At 43.2% G+C, this 21681-nt stretch carries 19 protein-coding genes; 16 read left to right on the forward strand and 3 right to left on the reverse strand.

All coding sequences use genetic code 11. The features are described 5' to 3' along the window. Positions 1-86: 86 nt before the first annotated feature. The 15 genes from flgF to Q4492_RS14800 all read left to right on the forward strand — a co-directional run bounded on the left by flgF (position 87) and on the right by Q4492_RS14800 (position 16940). Entirely contained in the window at positions 87-830 is a 744-nt protein-coding gene (gene flgF, locus Q4492_RS14730) for a flagellar basal-body rod protein FlgF (RefSeq protein WP_303419522.1), read from the forward strand. 20 nt (positions 831-850) lie between these two features. Further along, positions 851-1636 carry a flagellar basal-body rod protein FlgG gene (flgG, locus tag Q4492_RS14735; RefSeq protein WP_303419524.1) on the forward strand — a complete coding sequence of 262 codons (786 nt, stop codon included), beginning with the start codon at positions 851-853 and terminating at the stop codon, positions 1634-1636. 25 nt (positions 1637-1661) lie between these two features. Further along, positions 1662-2339: a flagellar basal body L-ring protein FlgH gene (gene flgH / locus Q4492_RS14740; RefSeq protein ID WP_303419526.1), complete on the forward strand. Its 678-nt coding sequence runs from the start codon at positions 1662-1664 to the stop codon at positions 2337-2339. Positions 2340-2351: 12 nt separating this feature from the next. Further along, complete coding sequence (locus Q4492_RS14745; RefSeq protein ID WP_303419529.1) at positions 2352-3440, forward strand: flagellar basal body P-ring protein FlgI; 1089 nt, start codon at positions 2352-2354, stop codon at positions 3438-3440. Continuing rightward, complete coding sequence (flgJ, locus tag Q4492_RS14750) at positions 3440-4483, forward strand: flagellar assembly peptidoglycan hydrolase FlgJ (RefSeq protein WP_303419532.1); 1044 nt, start codon at positions 3440-3442, stop codon at positions 4481-4483. Before Q4492_RS14745 ends, flgJ begins: the two co-directional genes overlap by 1 nt. Before the next feature lie 80 nt (positions 4484-4563). Then, positions 4564-6828, forward strand: a complete 2265-nt coding sequence (flgK, locus tag Q4492_RS14755) for a flagellar hook-associated protein FlgK (RefSeq protein WP_303419535.1) — start codon at positions 4564-4566, stop codon at positions 6826-6828. An 11-nt stretch (positions 6829-6839) separates the two neighbouring features. Then, on the forward strand, positions 6840-8084 hold the full coding sequence (gene flgL / locus Q4492_RS14760) for a flagellar hook-associated protein FlgL (RefSeq protein WP_303419538.1): 1245 nt from the start codon (positions 6840-6842) through the stop codon (positions 8082-8084). A 344-nt stretch (positions 8085-8428) separates the two neighbouring features. Then, positions 8429-10216 (forward strand): acyl-CoA dehydrogenase C-terminal domain-containing protein, encoded by a 1788-nt coding sequence (locus Q4492_RS14765; RefSeq protein WP_303419541.1) that lies wholly within the window; start codon positions 8429-8431, stop codon positions 10214-10216. A 22-nt stretch (positions 10217-10238) separates the two neighbouring features. Beyond that, positions 10239-10676: an SCP2 sterol-binding domain-containing protein gene (locus Q4492_RS14770; RefSeq protein WP_303419544.1), complete on the forward strand. Its 438-nt coding sequence runs from the start codon at positions 10239-10241 to the stop codon at positions 10674-10676. Positions 10677-10787: 111 nt separating this feature from the next. Further along, complete coding sequence (locus Q4492_RS14775) at positions 10788-12452, forward strand: AMP-binding protein (protein WP_303419547.1); 1665 nt, start codon at positions 10788-10790, stop codon at positions 12450-12452. Between the two features lie 15 nt (positions 12453-12467). After that, positions 12468-13022 carry a DUF2889 domain-containing protein gene (locus tag Q4492_RS14780; RefSeq protein WP_303419550.1) on the forward strand — a complete coding sequence of 185 codons (555 nt, stop codon included), beginning with the start codon at positions 12468-12470 and terminating at the stop codon, positions 13020-13022. A gap of 44 nt (positions 13023-13066) precedes the next feature. Continuing rightward, a complete protein-coding gene (locus tag Q4492_RS14785) occupies positions 13067-13825 on the forward strand; it encodes an enoyl-CoA hydratase-related protein (RefSeq protein WP_303419553.1) in 759 nt (252 codons plus the stop codon). 100 nt (positions 13826-13925) lie between these two features. Then, positions 13926-14501: a DUF3365 domain-containing protein gene (locus Q4492_RS14790; protein ID WP_303419556.1), complete on the forward strand. Its 576-nt coding sequence runs from the start codon at positions 13926-13928 to the stop codon at positions 14499-14501. A gap of 294 nt (positions 14502-14795) precedes the next feature. Beyond that, on the forward strand, positions 14796-15398 hold the full coding sequence (locus tag Q4492_RS14795) for an SCO family protein (protein WP_303419559.1): 603 nt from the start codon (positions 14796-14798) through the stop codon (positions 15396-15398). Between the two features lie 3 nt (positions 15399-15401). Next, on the forward strand, positions 15402-16940 hold the full coding sequence (locus tag Q4492_RS14800; RefSeq protein WP_303419562.1) for a methyl-accepting chemotaxis protein: 1539 nt from the start codon (positions 15402-15404) through the stop codon (positions 16938-16940). A gap of 473 nt (positions 16941-17413) precedes the next feature. Here the strand turns inward: Q4492_RS14800 and Q4492_RS14805 are convergent, their stop codons facing one another. The 3 genes from Q4492_RS14805 to Q4492_RS14815 form a co-directional block, all read right to left on the reverse strand. Continuing rightward, positions 17414-18430: a sodium:calcium antiporter gene (locus Q4492_RS14805; RefSeq protein WP_303419565.1), complete on the reverse strand. Its 1017-nt coding sequence runs from the start codon at positions 18428-18430 to the stop codon at positions 17414-17416. Between the two features lie 118 nt (positions 18431-18548). Then, complete coding sequence (locus tag Q4492_RS14810; RefSeq protein WP_303419568.1) at positions 18549-19328, reverse strand: TSUP family transporter; 780 nt, start codon at positions 19326-19328, stop codon at positions 18549-18551. Positions 19329-19669: 341 nt separating this feature from the next. Further along, positions 19670-20536: a LysR family transcriptional regulator gene (locus tag Q4492_RS14815; RefSeq protein WP_303419571.1), complete on the reverse strand. Its 867-nt coding sequence runs from the start codon at positions 20534-20536 to the stop codon at positions 19670-19672. Between the two features lie 124 nt (positions 20537-20660). Here Q4492_RS14815 and Q4492_RS14820 point away from each other — a divergent pair, with 124 nt between their 5' ends. Next, positions 20661-21335 (forward strand): FMN-dependent NADH-azoreductase, encoded by a 675-nt coding sequence (locus tag Q4492_RS14820; RefSeq protein WP_067986699.1) that lies wholly within the window; start codon positions 20661-20663, stop codon positions 21333-21335. Positions 21336-21681 lie beyond the last annotated feature (346 nt).

The following is a 21681-nucleotide window of genomic DNA, read 5'->3' on the forward strand; positions in this document are numbered from 1 at the left end:
GCACGTGTGTTGCTATCTATATAACTAGAGAAAAATAAATTCATAGAAATAAACGCGGTTTTGCCGCCAAATTCTGGAAGTGATAGATGGATAAGGTTCTTTATTTAGCAATGAGTGGGGCGCGAGAAAATATGCTTGCGCAGCAGTCTTATGCCAATAACCTTGCTAACGCCAACACAACAGGTTTTAAGTCGGATCTTGCTCAAGCCCGCGCTATGCAAGTGTTTGGGGAGGGTTATGCCTCACGTGTTTATGCCCAAACTGAGCGTCCAGCTACAGATATGTCGAGTGGCTCGCTGATTGATACCGGTCGTAAGTTGGATGTGGCAATTGCGGGTGATGGTTGGTTGACTGTACTCAAACCTGATGGCACGGAAGGGTACACCCGTGCCGGTTCTCTGCAGATGAATGCCGCTAATCAACTGGTCACGGGCAGTGGTTTGCCGGTGATGGGCAATGGCGGAATACCTATCGCTTTGCCGCCTTTTGAAAATATTGATATTGCAACGAACGGTATTATTACCATTCGTCCCGTCGGTGATAATGCGGTCGAGTTATTAGTGGCAGATCAGTTGAAACTGGTGAACCCAGACCCTAAAACCTTATTTAAAGGTACTGATGGCTTAATGACTACTGGGGCTCAAGCCCCGTTAGAAGCGGATTTGAATGTCAGGCTTAGAGCTGGATATTTAGAGACGAGTAACGTCAATGCTGTAAGTGAGTTGACGGGGATTATTACATCTTCCCGTCAGTTTGAAATGCAAATAAAAATGATGAAAACAGCTGAAGAAAATTCCGAAGCTGCCACATCCATTTTGAAGCTCTCATAGAACCAACCGAGGATAGATAGATGCACGGTGCACTGAATGTAGCTAAAACAGGTATGACAGCTCAGGACACAAACCTGAAGGTGATATCTAACAACCTAGCAAACGTTTCAACGGTTGGCTTTAAACGAGATCAGGTTGTATTTGAAGATTTAATGTATCAGGTTCGCCGCCAGCCGGGTGCGCAAACGGCAGAAGAGGCGCAACTCCCTTCAGGGTTGCAAATAGGTTCAGGTGTTCGAACGGTTGGTACGCAAAAACTGTTTAGTACCGGTGACCTAGAGGTAACGGATGAGGCTTTTGATGTGGCCATTAATGGCCGAGGCTTCCTGCAAGTTACTTTGCCTAATGGGGATTTGGCTTATACCCGTAATGGCCAGATACACCTTAACTCTGATAGTGAATTGGTTTCAGCGGAAGGTTATCAACTGGAACCAGCGATTACATTGCCAGAGGAGGTAACTAACTTTTCGATCAGTACCGATGGCGTTGTTTCAGTTACGGTAGCGGGGGATTCTGAACCGACTGAAATAGGTCAATTGGAACTGGCTGATTTTGTTAATCCCCAAGGGCTCCTTTCTTTAGGACAAAACCTTTACCAAGAATCTGCTTCAAGTGGTGGGCCACTTGTTAGTAACCCTGGAGAGAATGGTACGGGACAGTTAATACAAGGCACCTTAGAAGGTTCCAACGTAAATTCAGTACAAGAGCTAGTGGATATGATTACCACTCAGCGAGCCTATGAGATGAACTCTAAAGTCATTTCTACGGCAGATGAGATGCTTTCTTACGTGAGTCAGCAGCTTTAATTGAATAATAAAAGGCGGTTTTGAGATGAACAAAGTACTCCTTGCGCTTGTCGCTATCAGTGTATTGCTTACCGGTTGTGTGCAAAAACAGGTACAACCAAATAATCCTGAATATGCGCCTATTCGTCCACAAGGTTTAACGGAAGCACAGCCAGTTAATGGTTCTATCTATAGCTCTGCTACTAGTATTAATTTGTATGGAGATGGGCGTGCGCATCGCGTTGGTGACATCTTAACCATTGCCTTGCAGGAGAGTACAAGCTCTCAAAAAAGCGCTACAACTGAGATTGATAAAGAGGGTACCACCTCTTTAGAGCAAGCTACTGTCTTTGGTTCACCTGTTACGGCATTAGGTAAGCCGGTTAGTTTTACGTTGCCGTCAACTACGACTGCGTTTGAGGGCGAAGGCACCTCTGATATGAGTAACAACTTAACCGGTAATATTACCGTTACAGTGCATGATGTTTTGCCTAACGGGGTATTAATAGTTAAAGGTGAAAAGTGGCTAAACCTTAACCAAGGTGATGAATATATTCGAATCAGCGGTATGGTTCGCCCGCAAGATATAGGGTCGGATAATACGGTTGAATCAACAAAATTAGCGGATGCGCGTATTGCTTATAGTGGAACGGGGGCTGTCAATGATTCTAATGTTATGGGATGGATGTCTCGCTTCTTTATCGGCGCGTTAATGCCTTTCTAAGGGGATAGAATAATGAGAATTGCATTACTTCTAATAGCTAGTTTATTACTTAGCATTACCGCTGAAGCCAGTCGTCTAAAAGATATGGTCAGTATCTCAGGCGTACGCTCGAATCAGTTGGTAGGTTACGGTTTGGTCGTTGGTTTAGATGGTACAGGGGATAAAACCTCATTTACCTCACAGACATTTCGCAACATGTTAAATAATTTTGGTGTGGCTATTCCTAATTCCACAGACCCTAAGTCTAAAAATATTGCAGCAGTGGCTATTCATGCGGATCTACCTGCGTTTTCAAAACCGGGTCAAAAGATCGATATTACTGTTTCCGCTTTAGGTGATGCTAAAAGCTTACGTGGCGGTAGTTTGTTAATGTCGCCGTTAAAAGGGGCTGATGGTCAGGTTTATGCGGTAGCACAAGGTAATTTAGTGGTGTCTGGGTTTGGTGTTCAAGGTGCTGATGGTTCTAGGTTGTCTTTAAATGTACCTAGTGTTGGACGTATCCCTAATGGAGCAACCGTTGAGCGTTCCGTACCTACAGCATTTGCTCAAGGTGATAGCTTAATTCTTAACCTTCACCAGTCTGATTTTACAACATCACGTCGAGTGGCTGAGCAGATCAATCATCTATTGGGTGAGGGTATGGCTGCATCAATGGATGCAACGTCTATTCGTGTACGTGCGCCTAGAGATCCTTCACAGCGGGTGTCCTTCTTATCTGTACTAGAAAACTTGAATGTAGAGCCTGCAATGGATGCGGCCAAAGTGGTTATTAACTCACGTACAGGCACCATTATTATTGGCCAGAATGTACGGGTTTCGCCAGTTGCCATCACCCACGGTGGGTTAACGGTAGCCATTGCTGAAGATCTTAATGTGGATCAGCCAGATCCTCTCAGCGATGGTGTGACTGTAGTGACACCGCGTACAGGTATTGAAGTGGATGAAGGTTCAGGCCATATGTTTGAATTCTCACCGGGTACAAACTTGCAAGATATTGTGGATGCGGTGAACCGTGTCGGTGCTGCGCCAGGTGATTTAATGGCCATTTTAGAAGCCCTAAAACAGGCGGGCGCACTTAAAGCAGAATTGGTGGTTATCTAATGATTAAAACTGGCGACAGTGGTCATGCTCAGCTGTATTCGGATCTGGCTGAGCTGCAAAAGCTAAAAGCTAAAGCCCGAACTAATAGTGATGAGGGGTTACGTTTAGCCGCTCAGCAGTTTGAGCAGCTGTTCGTCAATATGCTTCTTAAATCTATGCGTGATGCTAATGCTGCTTTTGGTGAAGATAACTTCATGAATAGTAGCCAGAGTAAACTCTACCAGAGCATGTACGATAATCAGATTGCTATGGAGATGTCAGGCAATAAAGGGATTGGTCTTACTGATGTTTTAGTCAGACAGTTAGGTGGTAAAACTGAGAGTACTCAGCGCCAAGTTGAGTTAGAAGATTTGGATATAAATAGCCGCCGGCTTAATCAAGCATTTGATCAGGCTGCCTCTATTGCGGCTTCTGCTTTACTTGCTAAAGCGGAAGGGAAAGAAAACCCACCGGGTGTGACATTAACGGAAGAGCAAATTAGCACCGTGAAAGAGGTCTTTCAAAAACAACTGGATGCTGTTTCTAGTAAAACTGAAGCAGATCTTCCCGACCGTTTTGAATCACCAGAAGAGTTTGTAGAAAAACTTCTGCCATTGGCTGAAAAAGTAGCCGGTGAGCTAGGTGTTGACCCGCGTGTTCTTCTTGCCCAATCAGCTTTAGAGACTGGCTGGGGGAAGTTTATGGTACGTCAGTCAGATGGTAGCAATAGTAATAACTTATTTAATATTAAAGCGGATCAGCGTTGGGACGGGGCAAGTGCTCAAGTGTCGACCTTGGAATACCGTGATGGTTTAGCACAGCGTGAAAATGCATCCTTCCGTAGCTATGACAGCTACGAAGATAGTTTTAGGGATTATGTCAGCTTTTTAAAAGGAAGCTCTCGTTACCAGATGGCAATAGAGAGTGCCGGCAATCCTTATGATTATGTCCGGAAATTACAGGAAGCAGGGTATGCAACTGATCCTGAATATGCCGAAAAGATTAAAAATATTTTTGAGGGTGATCTGCTTGCAAGTCGAAGCGGTTTTCCTAAAGAGACTTAGCTAATAGCCGATAAGCTATTACTTAGCTCTCCTTAACCGTTACTTTGTTAAGTAGCATTGCACTTCAAAAGGAGTCACATATGTCTTTTGGTTTACTTACATTAGGAACGCAGAGCCTGCAGGCTAACCAGACTGCGCTTGCGGTTACCGGCCAGAATATCAGTAATGTAAATACTGAGGGTTACACACGTCAGCGTCCTGTGTTTGAAGCACGAGAAGGACAAGGTGGCGTTACTATAGATAATATTGACCGAGTGGCGGATGCTTTCTTAAATCGTCAAATTTGGGCCGATAGTTCTACCTATAGTAGTTACGATGTTTTTGAAGATTTTGCCAATGAGCTTGATAACCTTCTGGCCTCAGATGTAACAAGCATCTCAACCGCTATGGATGATTATTTTGGTGCAATGCAAACGGCGGTTGATGATCCTGTTAGTTTACCTAACCGAGAGCTATTTATTGCACAAGCAGAATCATTAACGCAACGGTTTAATGATTTAGATGCCAATATTCGTCGTCAAAATGAGACCATTAATGGTCAGTTAGAAAGTAGTGTTGCTGCCATCAATACGCTTGCACACAGCATTGCCGAGCTGAATGACGATATACGTATAGCTAATGCTTCTGGCAGTGTATCGAGTGAATTGCTTGATCAACGAGATATGAAGCTAGAGGAGTTATCTGAATATATAGGGTTTACTATTATTGAAGATAGTAACTCTCAGGAAGTCAGTGTTTTTGTTGGTAATGGTGAGCCCTTAGTTGTTGGGCAATCAGCTAATACATTAACAACCATGACCAGCCCAGCAGATAGCAGCCAGCTAAATCTAGGTATTCAAATAGGTAATAACGTTGGTGATATAACCAGTCAAGTGTCGGGTGGTAAAGTCGGCGGTATGCTTGATTACCGTGATACAACGTTAAACGAAACCTTAGATGAACTGGGTAGAATCGCTCTCGTTTTTGCCGACACTATGAATGAGCAGCATCAAAAAGGTATGGACCTAGATGGTAATGCTGGTGGCTTGATGTTTGCCGACATTAATAATGCTACAGCAGCCTCTAACCGAGTGCTGGCAGAACGAGATAATTTATCATCCTCAACAGGTATGGTGATTATCAATGATGTTAGCAAAGTCGAAGCGACAGAATATGAGTTAATCTTTAATAGCGACGATACTTTTACGCTTATTCGTGGGAATGACGAGGTTCGTTGGGATGAAAATGAATTTAATTCTAACGGAACCCCTCCAGCAAATGCATCTGAAGTTGATGAAGATGGTGAGTATTACTTAGATGCCGCTACCGGTGACCTAACTTTAAGAATTGATGGTTTTACCCTACAGCTAGATGCGACAACGTCCTTCTCTCAAGGCGATAAGTTTTTAATTCAGCCGACCCGTAATGCTGCGTCAGAGATAGATACAGTTATTAATGATGCGAGTCAGTTAGCACTTGGATCGCCGCTATCGACCACTGATGATGTGGCAAATACAGGGACTGGTGAGATCTCGGTTAGTATTACTGATAAAGACTATGCGGACCAATCTGCCGTTGTTAGTCAGTTAACGCCACCGTTAAATGTAAGTTTCTTATCGCCTTTAGAAGCAACTGATACAGGTACGAATACAGGTACCGCTTCAAATGTGCAGGTAGCTGATTATGATGTTCTGTCAGCGATTACTTATCCCGTTACCATTACGGCGGTTGGTGGCGCATTTAATGTTACAGACTCTGGCTCACCGGCTACGACCGTTACGGGTGTTGGGGCTATAGGTGATTCAGAACTAGATCTTTCTGCCTCGTTTGGTATTACCGTTGATATCGCCTCTGTGGCGAATGGTGATGTATTTACCATTGATCACGATGATTCAGAAGAGGTTGCGTATTACCAGCTGACGGATGAGGACGGTGATCGTAGCGTGGGTGCTTTCAATCCTGGAGAATCTATAGCGCTAGAAGGGTTTGAGATTACAATCAAGAATCAACCTAACGTGAATGATGTTTTTACAGTTCAGCCAAATACCGATGGTGTTTCCGATAACAGTAATGCGTTGCTTCTATCGGATCTTCAATTTTATAAAACAATTGAAGGGGCATCTTATCAAGATAAATATGGTCAAACGGTTGAGCGTGTTGGTACTGAGGCAGCAGTTGCACAATTAAATGCTCAGGCAGGCAAAGCGGTACTTGATTCGAATATAGCGCAACGTTCAAGTATATCGGGTGTTAACTTAGATGAAGAGGCGGCTAAGCTAGTTCAGTATCAGCAGGCTTACCAAGCTTCAGCTCAATTAATCCAAGTTGCACAAACTATATTTGATACCTTGCTGCAGAGTGTATAGGGAGATAGGTCATGAGAATTTCTACACAGCAAATTTTTCTGAGTAATATTGATAACCTTAATAGCAGCTCTGCGGCATTATTTAAAACACAGCAGCAGCTATCAACGGGTAAGCGGGTATTGCAGCCTTCAGATGATCCATTAGCGTCTGCTCAGATTCAAAAATTCAAAAAAGAGATTGCTAGAACAGAGCAGTTTTCAGCGAATATCGAAGTAGCTGACCGACGTTTGAGTCTTGAAGAAACGACCATCGAGCAGATTAATAATCTCTCCATCCGTCTTAAAGAGTTAACGATCCAAGGTAAAAATGGTGTATTAAGTGATGGTGATCGTAGCTCTATCGCCTCTGAAGTTGGGGAGATCGTTAAGTCCTTATCCAGCCTGATGAACACTAAAGATGTTCAAGGTGAATATCTTTTTGCCGGAAATAAAGGTTTTACTGAACCTTATACCTATAACGAAAGTAATGGTCGTTATGAATTTAATGGTGATGACGGCCAGCGTTACCTACAGGTAGGCCCTGAGAATAAAGTTGCTTCGACTGATTCTGGTTTCGATATATTTGAAACAGTCCCTATGGTGCCAGGTTACATAGAAGCCGATCTGACACAAACCGTTTCTATGGTTTCGAATATAGATATTGATGGTGGTGATGCGGAAGCGTTTGGTGAATATATGGCTGCACATGGGCCATTAACTATGACGGTGGATGCAGCGGGCCTACTGACAGTAACTGATAAAAATGGCCAGCCTGTTACGGCTGAAGACCCTCCAGCCATTCTAAGTGGCTATGACCCATCGGCTAACCCTAATGCGCCTACGTTGACTATTGCAGGCGTTGAACTTGATGTCAGTGGGGCTAACGAAGGGACAGCCACCTTAGATGTGTTCGATCAGCACAATATTCTTAATACTGCGATGGATTTGAAAGATCTGTTAGAAACTGGAGATTTCACAACGGAAAGTGGAAAAGAGTTGTTTAACACAAAGATGGATCAAATTCTAACGAATCTATCCGGTATTGAGGAGCTAAATATTGCTGCACGTACCAGTATCGGTGGTCGCATAAATACCTTGGAACAGCAGCTTTTAGTTAATGAGGATTATATTCTCTTTACTGAAGAAGCGCGTTCCTCATTCGAAGATATGGATTATAACGAAGCCATTAGTATTTTTACATTGCAGGAAACCGCACTGGAAGCATCCTACGCTAGCTTTGCGGCCATTAAAGATCTAAGTTTATTTAATTATCTATAAACCTGTTTTTTGAAAGACTTAAAGCCGACATGAAAATGTCGGCTTTTTTGTTTTTATTGTGCACCGCAATGTTATTTGAAGGATATTGTTACACTTAAGCGGTCAGTCTCGTATTTATAGCTCTTCTCTTCCCCTTGTTAAGCCTTATAACTTAGGTGTTTTAAAACGCGTGCTACTTTTTGTCATTAATAATGGTAGCTTTTGTTATTGGCGAAATTCAGTCTATCGACCATCCTTAAGTATATCTGAACAACAGAGCTGCCAATTTAGATTGTACTTTGCAGCGATTGCTCAAGTGATAAATACCACTTAGCGCTATAAAAATAATATTGAGGATACAGGTCATGCCAGAATATAAAGCGCCACTGCGTGATATGAATTTCGTACTTAACGAAGTTCTTGATGCTGAGAGACATTACCAAAGCTTACCGGGTTGTGATGAAGCAACACCCGATATGGTGGCAGCAATTATGGAAGAGGGTGCCAAATTTTCTGAACGCGTCCTGTCACCATTGAATCAAGTAGGAGATCAACAAGGCTGTACTTGGAATGATGGTGTAGTGACAACACCTGATGGCTTTAAAGAAGCGTACCAGCAGTTTGTTGAGGGTGGTTGGCCTTCGCTTGCCCATGAAACTGAGTGGGGTGGTCAAGGCTTACCTGAGTCTCTAGGTATTATACTTAATGAGATGGTAGGTACGGCAAACTGGTCATGGAGCATGTATCCAGGTTTAAGCCATGGTGCCATGAATACGTTAGATGCTCATGGTACTAATGAGCAGAAAGAGACTTACCTGACTAAACTTATCTCTGGTGAATGGACTGGGACAATGTGCCTTACAGAACCCCATTGCGGTACTGACTTAGGTATGCTGAGAACAAAAGCAGAGCCTCAAGCTGATGGCAGCTATAAAGTGTCGGGTACGAAAATATTCATCTCCGCAGGTGAACATGATATGGCGGAAAATATTATCCATATCGTACTCGCACGTCTTCCTGATGCGCCAGCTGGTACAAAAGGTATCTCGTTATTTATTGTTCCAAAACACCTACCTAATGCACTGACTGAAAGTAATGGTGTGAGCTGTGGTTCTTTAGAACACAAAATGGGTATCCATGGTAACTCCACCTGCGTTATGAACTTTGATGAGGCGACCGGTTACTTGATAGGTACTGCCAATAAAGGTTTGAACTGCATGTTTACCTTTATGAATACTGCTCGTTTAGGGACTGCGCTACAAGGCTTAGCCCATGCAGAATGGGGGTTTCAGAACTCCCTTGCGTACGCTAAAGATCGCTTACAGATGCGAGCATTAAATGGCCCAGCGTATCCTGATAAAGCGGCTGACCCTATTATTGTTCATCCTGAAGTACGTAAGATGTTGCTGACACAGAAAGCGTTTGCTGAAGCCGGCCGTGCGATGATCTATTACTGCGCTCAGCTGGTGGACAAAGTGAAGTTATGTGAGGGTGACGAGAAAAAAGACGCAGATGCCCTATTGGCTTTCTTAACACCTATAGCAAAAGCGTTTTTAACAGAAGTCGGTTTTGAATCAGCTAACCATGGTTTACAAATCTTCGGTGGTCATGGCTATATCGCAGAGTGGGGCATGGAACAAAATGTACGTGATAGCCGTATCTCTATGCTTTATGAGGGAACAACCCAGATACAAGCCTTAGATTTATTGGGACGTAAAGTTCTAATGACCCAAGGTGAGGCCTTAAAAGGTTTTACTAAAATCATGCATAAATTCTGTCAGGCGGAAGCTGATAACCCAGAAATGCATGGGTTCACACAGCCTCTTGTTGATTTGAATAAAGAGTGGGGTGATTTGACCATGCAAGTAGGTATGAAAGCGATGCAGAACCGCGATGAAGTCGGTGCCGCTTCCGTTGATTATCTCATGTATTCAGGTTACGTGGTGTTAGGTTATTTCTGGGCTCGAATGGCGAAAGTTGCTCAGGAAAAAATAGCTCAAGGTGAAGGTGATATTGCTTTCTATCAAGCTAAACTGACTACAGCCCAATTCTATTTTCAGCGTATTTTACCGCGTACCCGCTCTTTGGTCGTTACTATGCAGTCCGGTGCGGATAATTTGATGTCTATGGAACAAGAGCACTTTGCATTTTAATCATGCTTTTGAAGGTAGGCAGATGAAAAAGGTATTGAATAATCCAGTAGGCCGCACCTTATTGCGCGGCCTATTGAAGTTAAATGCGACGCGTTACAAGCTAAAAAATGCAAGCAGTCATAATAAAAATGAGGTCACGAACATGGCAGATTTAAAAGCAATTTTCTCTCAAATGGAACAACGTTTTGATTCATCTGCTGCGGCAGGTACGGATGCTATTTTTCAATATGAAATTAGTGATGGTGGAGAGTGGTTTGTTGTTGTAGAGGGCGGCAATTGTTCTGTTTCAGAAGGTAGTAATGATCAGCCAACCGTTACTTTGCGCATGGATAGTACTACGCTGGAAGAGGTTATGTCTGGTGAAACTGATGGGATGCAAGCGTTTATGACGGGTCGCATTCAGGCCGATGGCGATATTATGCTAGCAACTAAATTAGCGGCGTTATTTCCGGTTGCATGAATTCAGTAATCTAAGGGATATGTAAGCAGTAGCTTGCAGTTCCTTTAGCGTGTTACAACATACTAGAACCGAAAAGGTTCTCGATAAAAATAATTATACGAGGAGCCTGCAATGGTGCAGCAGTTACCTGCAGCGGATCAAATACCAGCGGATATCAATCATTACGGATTTAAAACAATCCCCGATGTCCTAGCCTATACATGTGAAAAGTTTGGTCCTAAACCTGCGTACACAAGCTTTGGCCGTACACTCGATTATAATGAGTTAGATCGCTTGTCTGCTTCGTTTGCTGTTTATTTACAGAAAGAGACCAATTTACAGCCCGGCGACCGTGTTGCGATCCAGCTTCCCAATCTTATCCAATATCCTGTTGTACTTATGGGAGCATTAAGAGCGGGGTTAGTGATTGTCAACACCAACCCTCTTTATACAGCTAAAGAGATGGAGCATCAGTTTTGTGATTCTGGCGCAAAAGCGTTGATTATTCACAAAAGTATGGCGCATAAGGCAGAAGAGATACTGCCGAATACCCAGATAGAAAACCTATTTGTGACCCAAGTTGGTGATCTCCACGGATTTGTTAAGCGTAATATACTTAATGCCGCTGTTAAATATCTGAAAAAGATGGAACCCAATTTCTACCTGCCGGATGCGCTCCCTTTACGAGAAGTGCTCTTAAAATATTTAGGTGAAACGCCTGAGCATGTTGAAGTCGTTCCGGGTGACACGGCTGTATTGCAATATACGGGCGGCACTACAGGCGTATCAAAAGGTGCTGTTCTCACGCACGCCAATCTAATTTCTAATATGTTGCAGGCTGAAAATCGACTAACAGTACCTGGCGTTGATTGGACAGAAACGGTCATATCTCCGCTGCCGCTTTATCATATTTATGCCTTTACCGTTGCTCAGGTTGTATCACTGCTGGGTGGTCACAGTGTTTTAATTCCCAATCCACGTGATATCTCCGGTTTTATCAAAGAGCTGCATAAATGGAAGATGAGCACTTTTGTCGGCTTGAATACGCTTTTTATTGCATTGTGCAGTGATGAAAAGTTCTTAGATGTGGATTTTAGTAACCTTAAATTTACCGCATCGGGTGGTATGGCGCTAAACCAATCAACAGCAGTGTTGTGGAAGGAAAAAACCGGTTGCGATATTACCGAAGGCTATGGTTTAACCGAAACCTCACCGGCGGTCTGTTTTAATCCACCGCTGGCGAACCGTATAGGCACCATTGGCTTATCGATGCTCCATACAGATATCCGCGTAATTGGTACTGATGGCGAAGACGTACCTATTGGTGAGGCGGGTGAACTCTGTGTTAAAGGTCCGCAAGTGATGAGAGGTTACTGGCAGCGTCCTAAAGAGACAGCATGTTCATTCACCGACGATGGCTACTTTATTACCGGTGATATCGCCACTTTAGATGAAGATGGCTACTATCGAATCGTTGACCGCGCTAAAGATATGATTATCGTCTCTGGGTTTAATGTTTACCCTAATGAAGTTGAAGATGTCATTACCCAGCACCCCGATGTGATCGAATGTGCCGCTATTGGTGTTCCCGATATTAAAGCGGGGGAAACCGTTAAAGTCTTTGTTGTGAGTAGTAATCCCGATTTGAACCGCGAAGATATTCGTAATTGGTGTAAAGATAAACTCACGCGCTATAAAGTGCCTAAACAGGTTGAGTTTGCAGATGACCTACCTAAATCGAATGTAGGTAAAGTTTTACGTCGAATGCTTAAATCGCCACAACCTGATGCCAACTGAGCAAGGAACGAGCTAATGCCACTATCTAAACCTTCTCGTCGAACGGCTCAACATACCCGTACAGTGGTTTGCACTGGTTATCTACGTGACGATAAATTATGGGATATAGAAGCGCGGATGACGGATGTTAAAACCCATGATGTGGATAACGCCGAACGGGGGGGCTATGTGGCAGGAGGAGAAGCGTTTCACGATATCAGCATACGGGTGACCCTTGATAAAGGCTTACATATACATCATGTCGAAGCAGTCATAGATGAATCACCTTTTCGCATGTGTAGCCAGATTACCTCTGCGTTCAAAAAGCTGGAAGGCTCCCGTATTGGGCCAGGGTGGCAAAAACAGGCCAGAGCATTGCTAGGCGGTGTTGCGGGTTGTACCCATCTGAATGACCTATTACCGGTTGTGGCAACGACAGCAATACAAGCGATATGGCCAAGTTCAGGTAAAGAGGGGGATGAAGGGGTGCTGAAAGAGGGCGCAAAATTTATGCTCAATAGTTGCCATGTGTGGGGCCAAAGCAGCGAAATGATTAAAACTTATCTGCCCGAACATTATATTGATAAATAATGGCTGTAGCTCTTATAAAACATCAGATCTGATTGAGAATTCCTATGAATGAATTTGTCCTAGCAGAGCAGAATAAGGATGTTCTGGAGATTATTCTAAACAGAACAGCAAAAAAGAACGCATTGACCCTTTCTATGTATGAGCAACTAACTCAACTGTTAGATTCGGCATCTGAAAATTCAGAGATCAATGTTGTGCTTATTCGTGCTGAGGGGACTAGTTTTTGTGCGGGTAATGATATTCAAGATTTTATATCTGTCGGTAATGGGGCTGATGCGATTAAGATTATTATCGGCTTTTTACACCAGTTAGCTGAGTGTAAAAAACCAATTATTGCCGCCGTTCAAGGTAATGCCGTAGGTATAGGTTCTACCATGTTGCTACATTGCGATCTTGTGATCGCTGCCGATGATTTAAACTGTCAAATGCCCTTTGTTAAATTAGGCCTTATTCCAGAAGGGGGTTCAACCTTACTGTTTCCGCAAATGGTCAGCCATCGGCAGGCGTTTGAAATGATGGTTGAAGGTGTGCCTTTTGATGCTGAAAAAGCCCAAGAGATTGGTTTAATCAACCAGATTGTAACTTGCGATATTTTACTCAAATGCGCCCGTGCTCGTGCTGAACGATTAGCACGGCTGCCTTCGCAATCGGTCCAAACATCTAAAATGTTAATGAAAAAAGCTTACCTTCAGCAGTTACACCAAGTAATGGATGAAGAGGGTACGCTTTTTTATGAGCGTTTATCCTCCGTGGAAGCTCAGCAAGCCTTTATGCAATTTTTGCAGAATAAACCTGCGCGATAGCTATTTATTCTATAAAAACCATAAATATTAGCATTTACTAATTTAATTATTGCTATATACTTTGCACCATTAGAACGATCGTATTCAAAGAGGCATTAGTATGAAAGCACTTCTATTAGCGGTAGCGGCTATAGTTGCAACCCCTTCGATTCAGGCTGAAGAGTTCACCGTAAATATCCCTGAGCTTCAGACTGAAGCTAAACAGGTTATTATGCAGTTAGCTTCCACCTTAATGGGCGAGTTAAAAAAAGCTAAAGAAGAAGGCGGGGCACCCGCTGCTATTGCCGTTTGTAATACAAAGGCAATGCCTCTAACTCACGAAATATCGCAATCTTCAGGTTGGGATATAGGCCGTACAAGTTTGAAATTACGTAATCCTGAGAATGCGCCTGATGAGTGGGAAAAACAGGTACTAGAACAATTTGCTAAACAAACTCAGCAAGGCGCTAATTTAAAAACCTTAGGCTTTTCACAAGTCGTTGTGGATGAAGATGGCCGTAAGGTCTTCCGAATGATGAAAGCGATCCCAGTGGCTGATCAGTGTTTAGCTTGTCATGGCACTAAGATAAAACCAGTCCTTCAAAATAGCTTGCAAGCCCTATATCCAGAAGATAAGGCAACGGGTTACTCTGTTGGTGATCTGCGTGGTGCATTTACGCTGAAGAAATACCTTTAGCGTCGTTTGAAAAAGCGCTAAAGGCTAAGCGGCTAGGCTTACTAAGCTTAGTGTCGTTGTAGCGAATAAAAAAGAGCCGTAGATTTTATAGTCTAAGGCTTTTTTTGTGCTCTGTATTTGAGGCCAAAATCTAAACCGTTCGTTTTGGCACGTAGTTGAGCATAAAAGGTGAGCGCCTCATTGTTTTTCCTGTGGGGGGCAGCCACTGGCTGAAAGAAAATAAAGGCTACTTATGCATTGATGTAATGCGAAGTTTTTAGATTTTGATTAAATTGGTGATTTCTATGTGGCGTTATGATGGCGATTAGGCCAATAAAAGTGTTGGCTTTAGTCGTTGCAGGTCTATGTTTACTAACCGCATTTATTTATCCGTATTTATCTGCAAATAGCTATCTGAATGGGTTGCTGGGAAAACCTGAACTAAAAGGAATACAGACCAGCTTTGAGCTGAGTAACGCACCTTTAAGCGACCAGTATGGGCATCAAGTCCATTTGACCAACCTAGCGAAAAAACCGCTCTTCTTAACTTTTGGCTTTACCAGTTGCAGCTATACTTGTCCTATAACAATGGCGTTTTTCAAACAAATAAAATTGAATGTAGGACCTGAGGCGCAGTTTGCACTTATTACCATTGACCCTCAACAGGATACGGCTGAACGGTTGGGTCAGTTTCTGGCAAATTTCGATGCCGCCTTTATTGGGCTTCGTACCGAAGGTCATGGACTTAAAGAGATAGCCAGTTTGTTGAAAGTGAACTACTTTCAGGGGAAAGAGGAAATCATTCACACGGACTATATTTATTTTATCCATCCCAAACTGGATGGAATTTTGGTTTACACAAAGCCGGATTTAAAAATGATTTTGGAAGATTTTCACATGCTCGAACAAGGAGATTAAGCTATGTTAGAGCGTCATAATATGACGAGCGAGAATGAGTTTCGTGATGCCTCTTGGGCAGATAGATTTGGATTGACGGTTCTTGTTCTGCATTTGCCTTTTATATATTTTATTGTGCCAAACGGATTTGGTACACATTTACTTGGAGGGGTTCCTGCAACCTTAGTGGTTATCGCTGCGCTGCTCACTTATAGCGTGGCAAAAGGTACTTTTATCTCTCGAGCCGTCATCGCGGCTTCTTATATGTTTATGTCAATGATATTGATTATGCAGCAGTTTGGCCGCCTGGAAATGCATTTCCATATCTTCAGTGTCTTAGCGTTTTTGATTTTATGGCGCGATTGGCGGGTTGTTGTCGTTGCTGCATTGGTTATTGCGGTTCACCACCTCGTGAGTGTACCTCTACAGCTTGCTGATACTTATATTGGTGATCATCCCTATATTACTTATGCAATAACATGCGACTGGCCTACTTTTTTCTTGCACGCCTTTTTTGTTATTGTCGAGTCGGCCATTTTAATAATGATCTCTGTTCATTTGCGAAGGCAGTATGTCCTTGCCAATCAAATTCGGACAGTGGTTGAAAATGCAGCCACAGATAAAGATCTAACCATTGAACTGAGCAGTATTAAAGCCGCAACAAAAGATGATAAAGCCTTTATTGAAACTCTCGGTCAATTCTTCGATATGATTCGTACAACGATGCAGCAGTTTCAATCCTCTTCTTCCAAACTGGCTGGTTTTTCCGAACAATCGGCTAACCTGTCTCGTACCAGTCAGGAACAGCTGTGCGGGCAGAATGATAAAATAAGCTCAGTGGTTGCTGCGGTTACTGAAATGAGCCAGACCATTGCTGAAATTGCCCAGAATACGGCAAGTGCCGCGCAATCATCTGAAAATGCTAAGAAATTGACCGATCAAAGCTTTGATAAAGTCAAAATAAGCATCGGTAATACCTTGGCGTTAGTTCAGCAACAAAAAGAAGCGAAGGAAATGGTCGATAAATTGGCAGCTGATACGGATGATATTGGAGCAATGCTGGATATTATTCGAGGCATCGCTGAGCAGACCAATCTATTGGCGTTAAATGCCGCCATTGAAGCAGCGCGCGCTGGTGAGCAGGGAAGAGGCTTTGCGGTTGTTGCGGATGAGGTTCGGTCTTTGGCGCAGCGCAGCCAAGAAGCAACAAAAGAAATTGATACCGTTGTTACTAAATTACAAAGTGCTTCCAAAGGTGTTGTAACCATCATGGAATCTGGCCGGGAGAAAAGCGAAGAAACTATTGCTATAACTGAACAGACGCAATATACGCTTGATCAGGCAGCGAATGCCGTAGCGGATATTTTGGCAATGAACTTACAGGTTGCTGCCGCGGTTGAAGAGCAAAGCCAAGTAGCTGACATTGTCAGTATGGATATGGAATCTATCAACGCATCAAATCTTGAAGTTCAAGGGACATCTGAACAGTCAACCCAATTGTCTATCGAAGTCTCTGCGCTTTCGGAAGAGCTTAAAGCGGCCGCATTGAGTATTAAGGCATAGCGCTCAGCCTTCTTCCAAAGCTTGTGTGGCTTGTGAGAAGGCTAATACTGCTGCATAGTTATTGTTTCTGACAAACGGCATATCCCACGATTGCAATAGAGAATAGTTTTACATGCACTTGACGAAATTAAGGGCAATAAAAAAACTTAACGATCAGGGATCGTATTTAATACTCACCAAAGCATGACCATCCGTATATCTGCGACTTATAAGATTGCACTTTCAGCCCTATTCAGTGCCTATAGAACCATCGGCCTTTAGTTTTGGCAGCCTATAGAATATAAAGAATTAGCGCCTTATTAGTTCACCTGTAGAAGGCCAGCCTCTATACTCGGAACGGGTGTCTGGCCGAAGGGTTTTTCTCGTTGTTACCGCCATGAGTCTTTCCCTATGTTCGAAGAAGGAAAGCCCTTTAGGGAAGGGTTTTCTGGAAATAATAGGGTCAGGTTGATCCAGTATCGTAGGCTAATTATTCAACTTAAGATAACGAAGCCCAAAGCAATACCATAGATCGCTAAAATAAGGGCGCTCTCAAACCCGATTTTACCAATGCCATAAGTCTGCCGTCGCACCATGCCTAAGAGTAAAGTCGCTGTCATTAAAATACTCACCAAAGCCCAGATGACTTGGACAGGAGCCATATCATGATAGATAGAACCTTGGGTATAACCTACATCAGCAGCGGCAACCACCAACATATTAAAGCAGTTAGTGCCAAAAATATTACTGACTGCAAGGGTTAAAGCACCAATACGAATGGCAACAATCGTGGTGACTAGCTCGGGTGTAGAAGTGGCAAGCGCGGTAAAAAAGCCACCCATAAGTGTTTCAGAAATTCCCGTTTGATCGGCTATCTGTTTTGCTGATTCCATTAAAACCCAACCCGCTATCCCCGTTAACGCAGCCATGCAGGTAAACGTTATCCACACGGAGGTTAAATTACTGCTATGGCGCGTATCGGGCTGGTCTGCAACCGTTTGACATGTTTGTCGAGGGAACCACATAGGTTTTGTTTTCGTATGCAGAACTAAGTGCAACCCGGATATATAAGCGATAATAATTACGGGTGTAATGGGGTGAATATTAAAAAAAGTAATAGAGGGGCTAAAAACGGCCAGTAAAGGCAAGGTTAATAAAACAATGAGCAAGCCAGCGAGCATCAGATTGACGGCAGAGGCTGCTGCATGTTCCAAATTAGCTTTACGATAAACAATATCTGCCACAGCCAGAAAGACAAGATTAGCGGCCATACTCCCCATGACATTACTCATGGCCAAATTGGGGCGAGCATCAATGGCCGCCGTGAGTGTTGCTGCAAAGTCAGGTAATGAGGTAACTCCCGCTAATAATAAAACCCCAAATAATGCTTCGCCCAAGCCCGTTTGGTCAGCTAATGAATCTGACAATTTTGCCAACTTGCTACCGGCAATGATAATCACCAATGCGGCAACAGCAAAAGCAATCATGCTGGACGTTAAAGAAGTAAACATACAAACCTTACAAGCAGTGAGAAACGAGAAACACTCGCTACTCAAGCGTGCTATTAATAGATCTTAACGTTAAGTAACTACCAAAAACCCACCGTTATTTTCCCTTTTGAAGGGTGTGTTAGGCGAAAACAAACCATCCCATTGAATCAGCATACTTTAATAGCATAGCACTACACATAAGAACGACAATGATTCTTAAATAGGCGGGCTTAATTTTGAACAAACAATGGGCGCCAAGCCATGCACCTATGAATTGCCCCAGCATCATCGATAGTCCAACAACCCAGACAATATGACCGGCCACTAAAAATATAATTAAAGACGCGATATTGGTCGCAAAGTTTAAGGGTTTAGCGATGGCTGTAGATGTTATTAGGTCATGTCCTCGACATAGAATACCCGACAGGGCGAAAAAAGAGCCCGTACCCGGACCAAACATACCGTCATAAAAACCAATAAAAGGGACAACTATATTTTTATACTTTGTGTTGGTTAAGTTAGCGACACCCTGAGTTTTAATGAGTTTTGGCGATATAAGAAAGTAGATAGCGATAAATAAAAGAACAATAGGAATAACAAAGGCTAATATATCTGTATTTATAAATTGCACAGCGATGGTCCCCAATGCTGCGCCGGTAAACGCTGTTAACATTAGATACTTCACGTTGTCCCAGCGTATTCTTTTATTTTTAAGCATCATATAAGACGCTGTAGCCGTCCCCATGCAACCTTGTAATTTGTTGGTCCCCAGTGCAGCCAAAGGGGGGACGCCACTCAAAATTAAGGCGGGTATTGATATTAACCCGCCGCCACCTGCCAATGTATCAAGGAGTCCGGCGACAACCGACACTAAAAATAAAAGTGCCAGTAATTCGATAGAGTAATTCGCAAGTTCCAATGGGATACGCCTTTTTCCTTACACTGCTGGTGTAATGCAAGTCATTATGTTATTCGCCTTAGGCCAATTTAAATATTTACGGCTAGTTTTCCAGTTGTCTGGAATGCCCCAATGTCATGAATAGAATCATCTTTCCCTTCATAACACTTACCCGAAAGACGTTGAGAAGGATGAGGGTGACTAATAGCCCTATGTAAGGAGTCAGCTCTCGCTTGTCGTTATACATTGAACAATTAAGACCTGACCCTCAAGGTTTTCCAGCGAGTAATTTTTTAGCAGTAGCTTGTTATGCAGGTATTTTGCCTTGGGAATACTCGGTTAGCCAGAAGTGCCCTCACGAATTACTGGTTCAACATATATTCGATCCAATTTAAAAATCTAATGGCACTTCTAGTTTCGAAGCTATGCTTATTTGGTACGTAATAGCAAAGGTCTGATTTGACCGATCGAGTTTCAAATTGTTGTAGCAAGTTCGATTTTAACAGTCTTTTACTGAGTGTCGTAGAACAGAACACAAGTCCATTTTCTGTCATAGCCTGCTGGATCCCGAAAAGCTCTTGATCAAATTTTTTGAGTTTAATATTAGACCCATCGAGTCCATTTTTTTCCAGCCAAGCGGCTAATGGGGGGGCCGGTAACGATTGATTCTTCCACTCCGTTGTAAAAAGGGTAATGGGTTCATTCGACCAAGAAGGAGGCGCCATTCCATAAGTACCAAATACATTGAATGACTCAGATTTAATAACATCAGCATCCTCTGCGACTGAGACATCACCGAACCGAATTGGAATAATATATGATTGGCTGTCAACCGACTCGCCGGTCGATATTTCCATAGAAATATCGGGGTTGGCTTGTTCAAACTCATGCTGGGAAGGGATTAGCACCATCGCTGCAAATGATGATGTCGTCGTCACCCTGACGGAACTACCAGCCTTCATCACCTCTTCCAAAGCACTGTCAATTTTCCGAAATCCGTCCGAGGTTGCTTTAGCTAACCTTATACCTGTTCCGGTTAGTGATATCCGTCTTCCTAGTCGATGAAACAAATTTACATTTAACCGACTTTCCAGGTTGCTAATGTGGTGCGAAATGGCTGTTGGCGTCAGCGAAAGTTCTTCTGCGGCCAACTTAAAACTTCCCTGACGGGCAGCCGACTCAAAGGCTTTCAGTGCCTGTAACGATACTTGCAAACTTAATCCCCACATTAGCAACTAGTTCATTGATAGTTTAGATGATTTAAACTCATCTACAAGTGTAACTTTTGCGTTTGTACTATTTTATACAGGCTCACAAAATAGCTCCTGTTATTAATCAATTAAGGTAATGAATATGAGCACATTATTACACATAGACTCTAGCGTGAGAGCTGTGAATAACACGAATCCAGATCATGATTCCATATCTAAAAATATCGCTCTACGATTTATTGATACATGGAAACAGATTCGGTCTGAAGATGAGTATATCTATCGTGATGTTGGAGTGAATCCACCTGATTTCATCACACAGGATTGGATTAGTGCGGTGTTTACTCCTGAGGAAAAGAGGACCTCGGCACAGAAAGAGAGACTCGCACTGTCAGATCAACTGATCGCTGAAGTGGTGGCAGCTAATGTTATCTTGATTTCCTCACCCATGTATAACTACGGTATGCCGGCACAATTGAAAGCGTGGTTCGATCAAATTGTACGCATCAATAAAACGTTTGATTTCGATCTCGCACGAGGGGACTTCCCATTACAGCCTCTACTCTCAGGTAAGACCTTGATCATAGTAACTTCCAGCGGGGAGTTTGGTTTTGAAAAAGGTGGAGTTAGAGAAGATGCGGGTCACCTGACACCGCACCTGCGGACACTGAGTAAATATCTAGGGGTGGATACAATCTATGAGATTGCCTCTGAATATCAGGAATTTGGTGATGATAGACACCGCATGTCATTAGCCAATGCAAAACATCGAGCCAAAATTATCGCATCAGAACTGAGTACTTTAACCCTAGCTTAATTGTCAAAAAACGAGGCCAATAGTGTGTAACTATATGACTGAAGAACGCCTCATAAAGTGTGGAGGCGAGGTCATTGACTTGGCTATGAGCAATGCCAAGGCAGGCGGACCATATATGACCCCGTTGTGCTTGTTGTTATGTATTGCAAAAAGCAAGACCTGACCCTGTTGGTGTGGATGTGCACCGAGCTCTCTGAAACATAACGCTGTGCTAAGGGGCGCGAGCGAAGCGAGCGTCCCAGTGAGCGGCAGCGAACGAACTTGAGCACCTTGTGTACGCCCAGCATGGGCATGAACTAATGAGGTGAAAGTCCTCTGTAGGAAGGTCACCATCCATAGCGATTTA

Source organism: Neptuniibacter sp. 1_MG-2023, assembly GCF_030547185.1.
GTDB lineage: Bacteria > Pseudomonadota > Gammaproteobacteria > Pseudomonadales > Balneatricaceae > Neptuniibacter.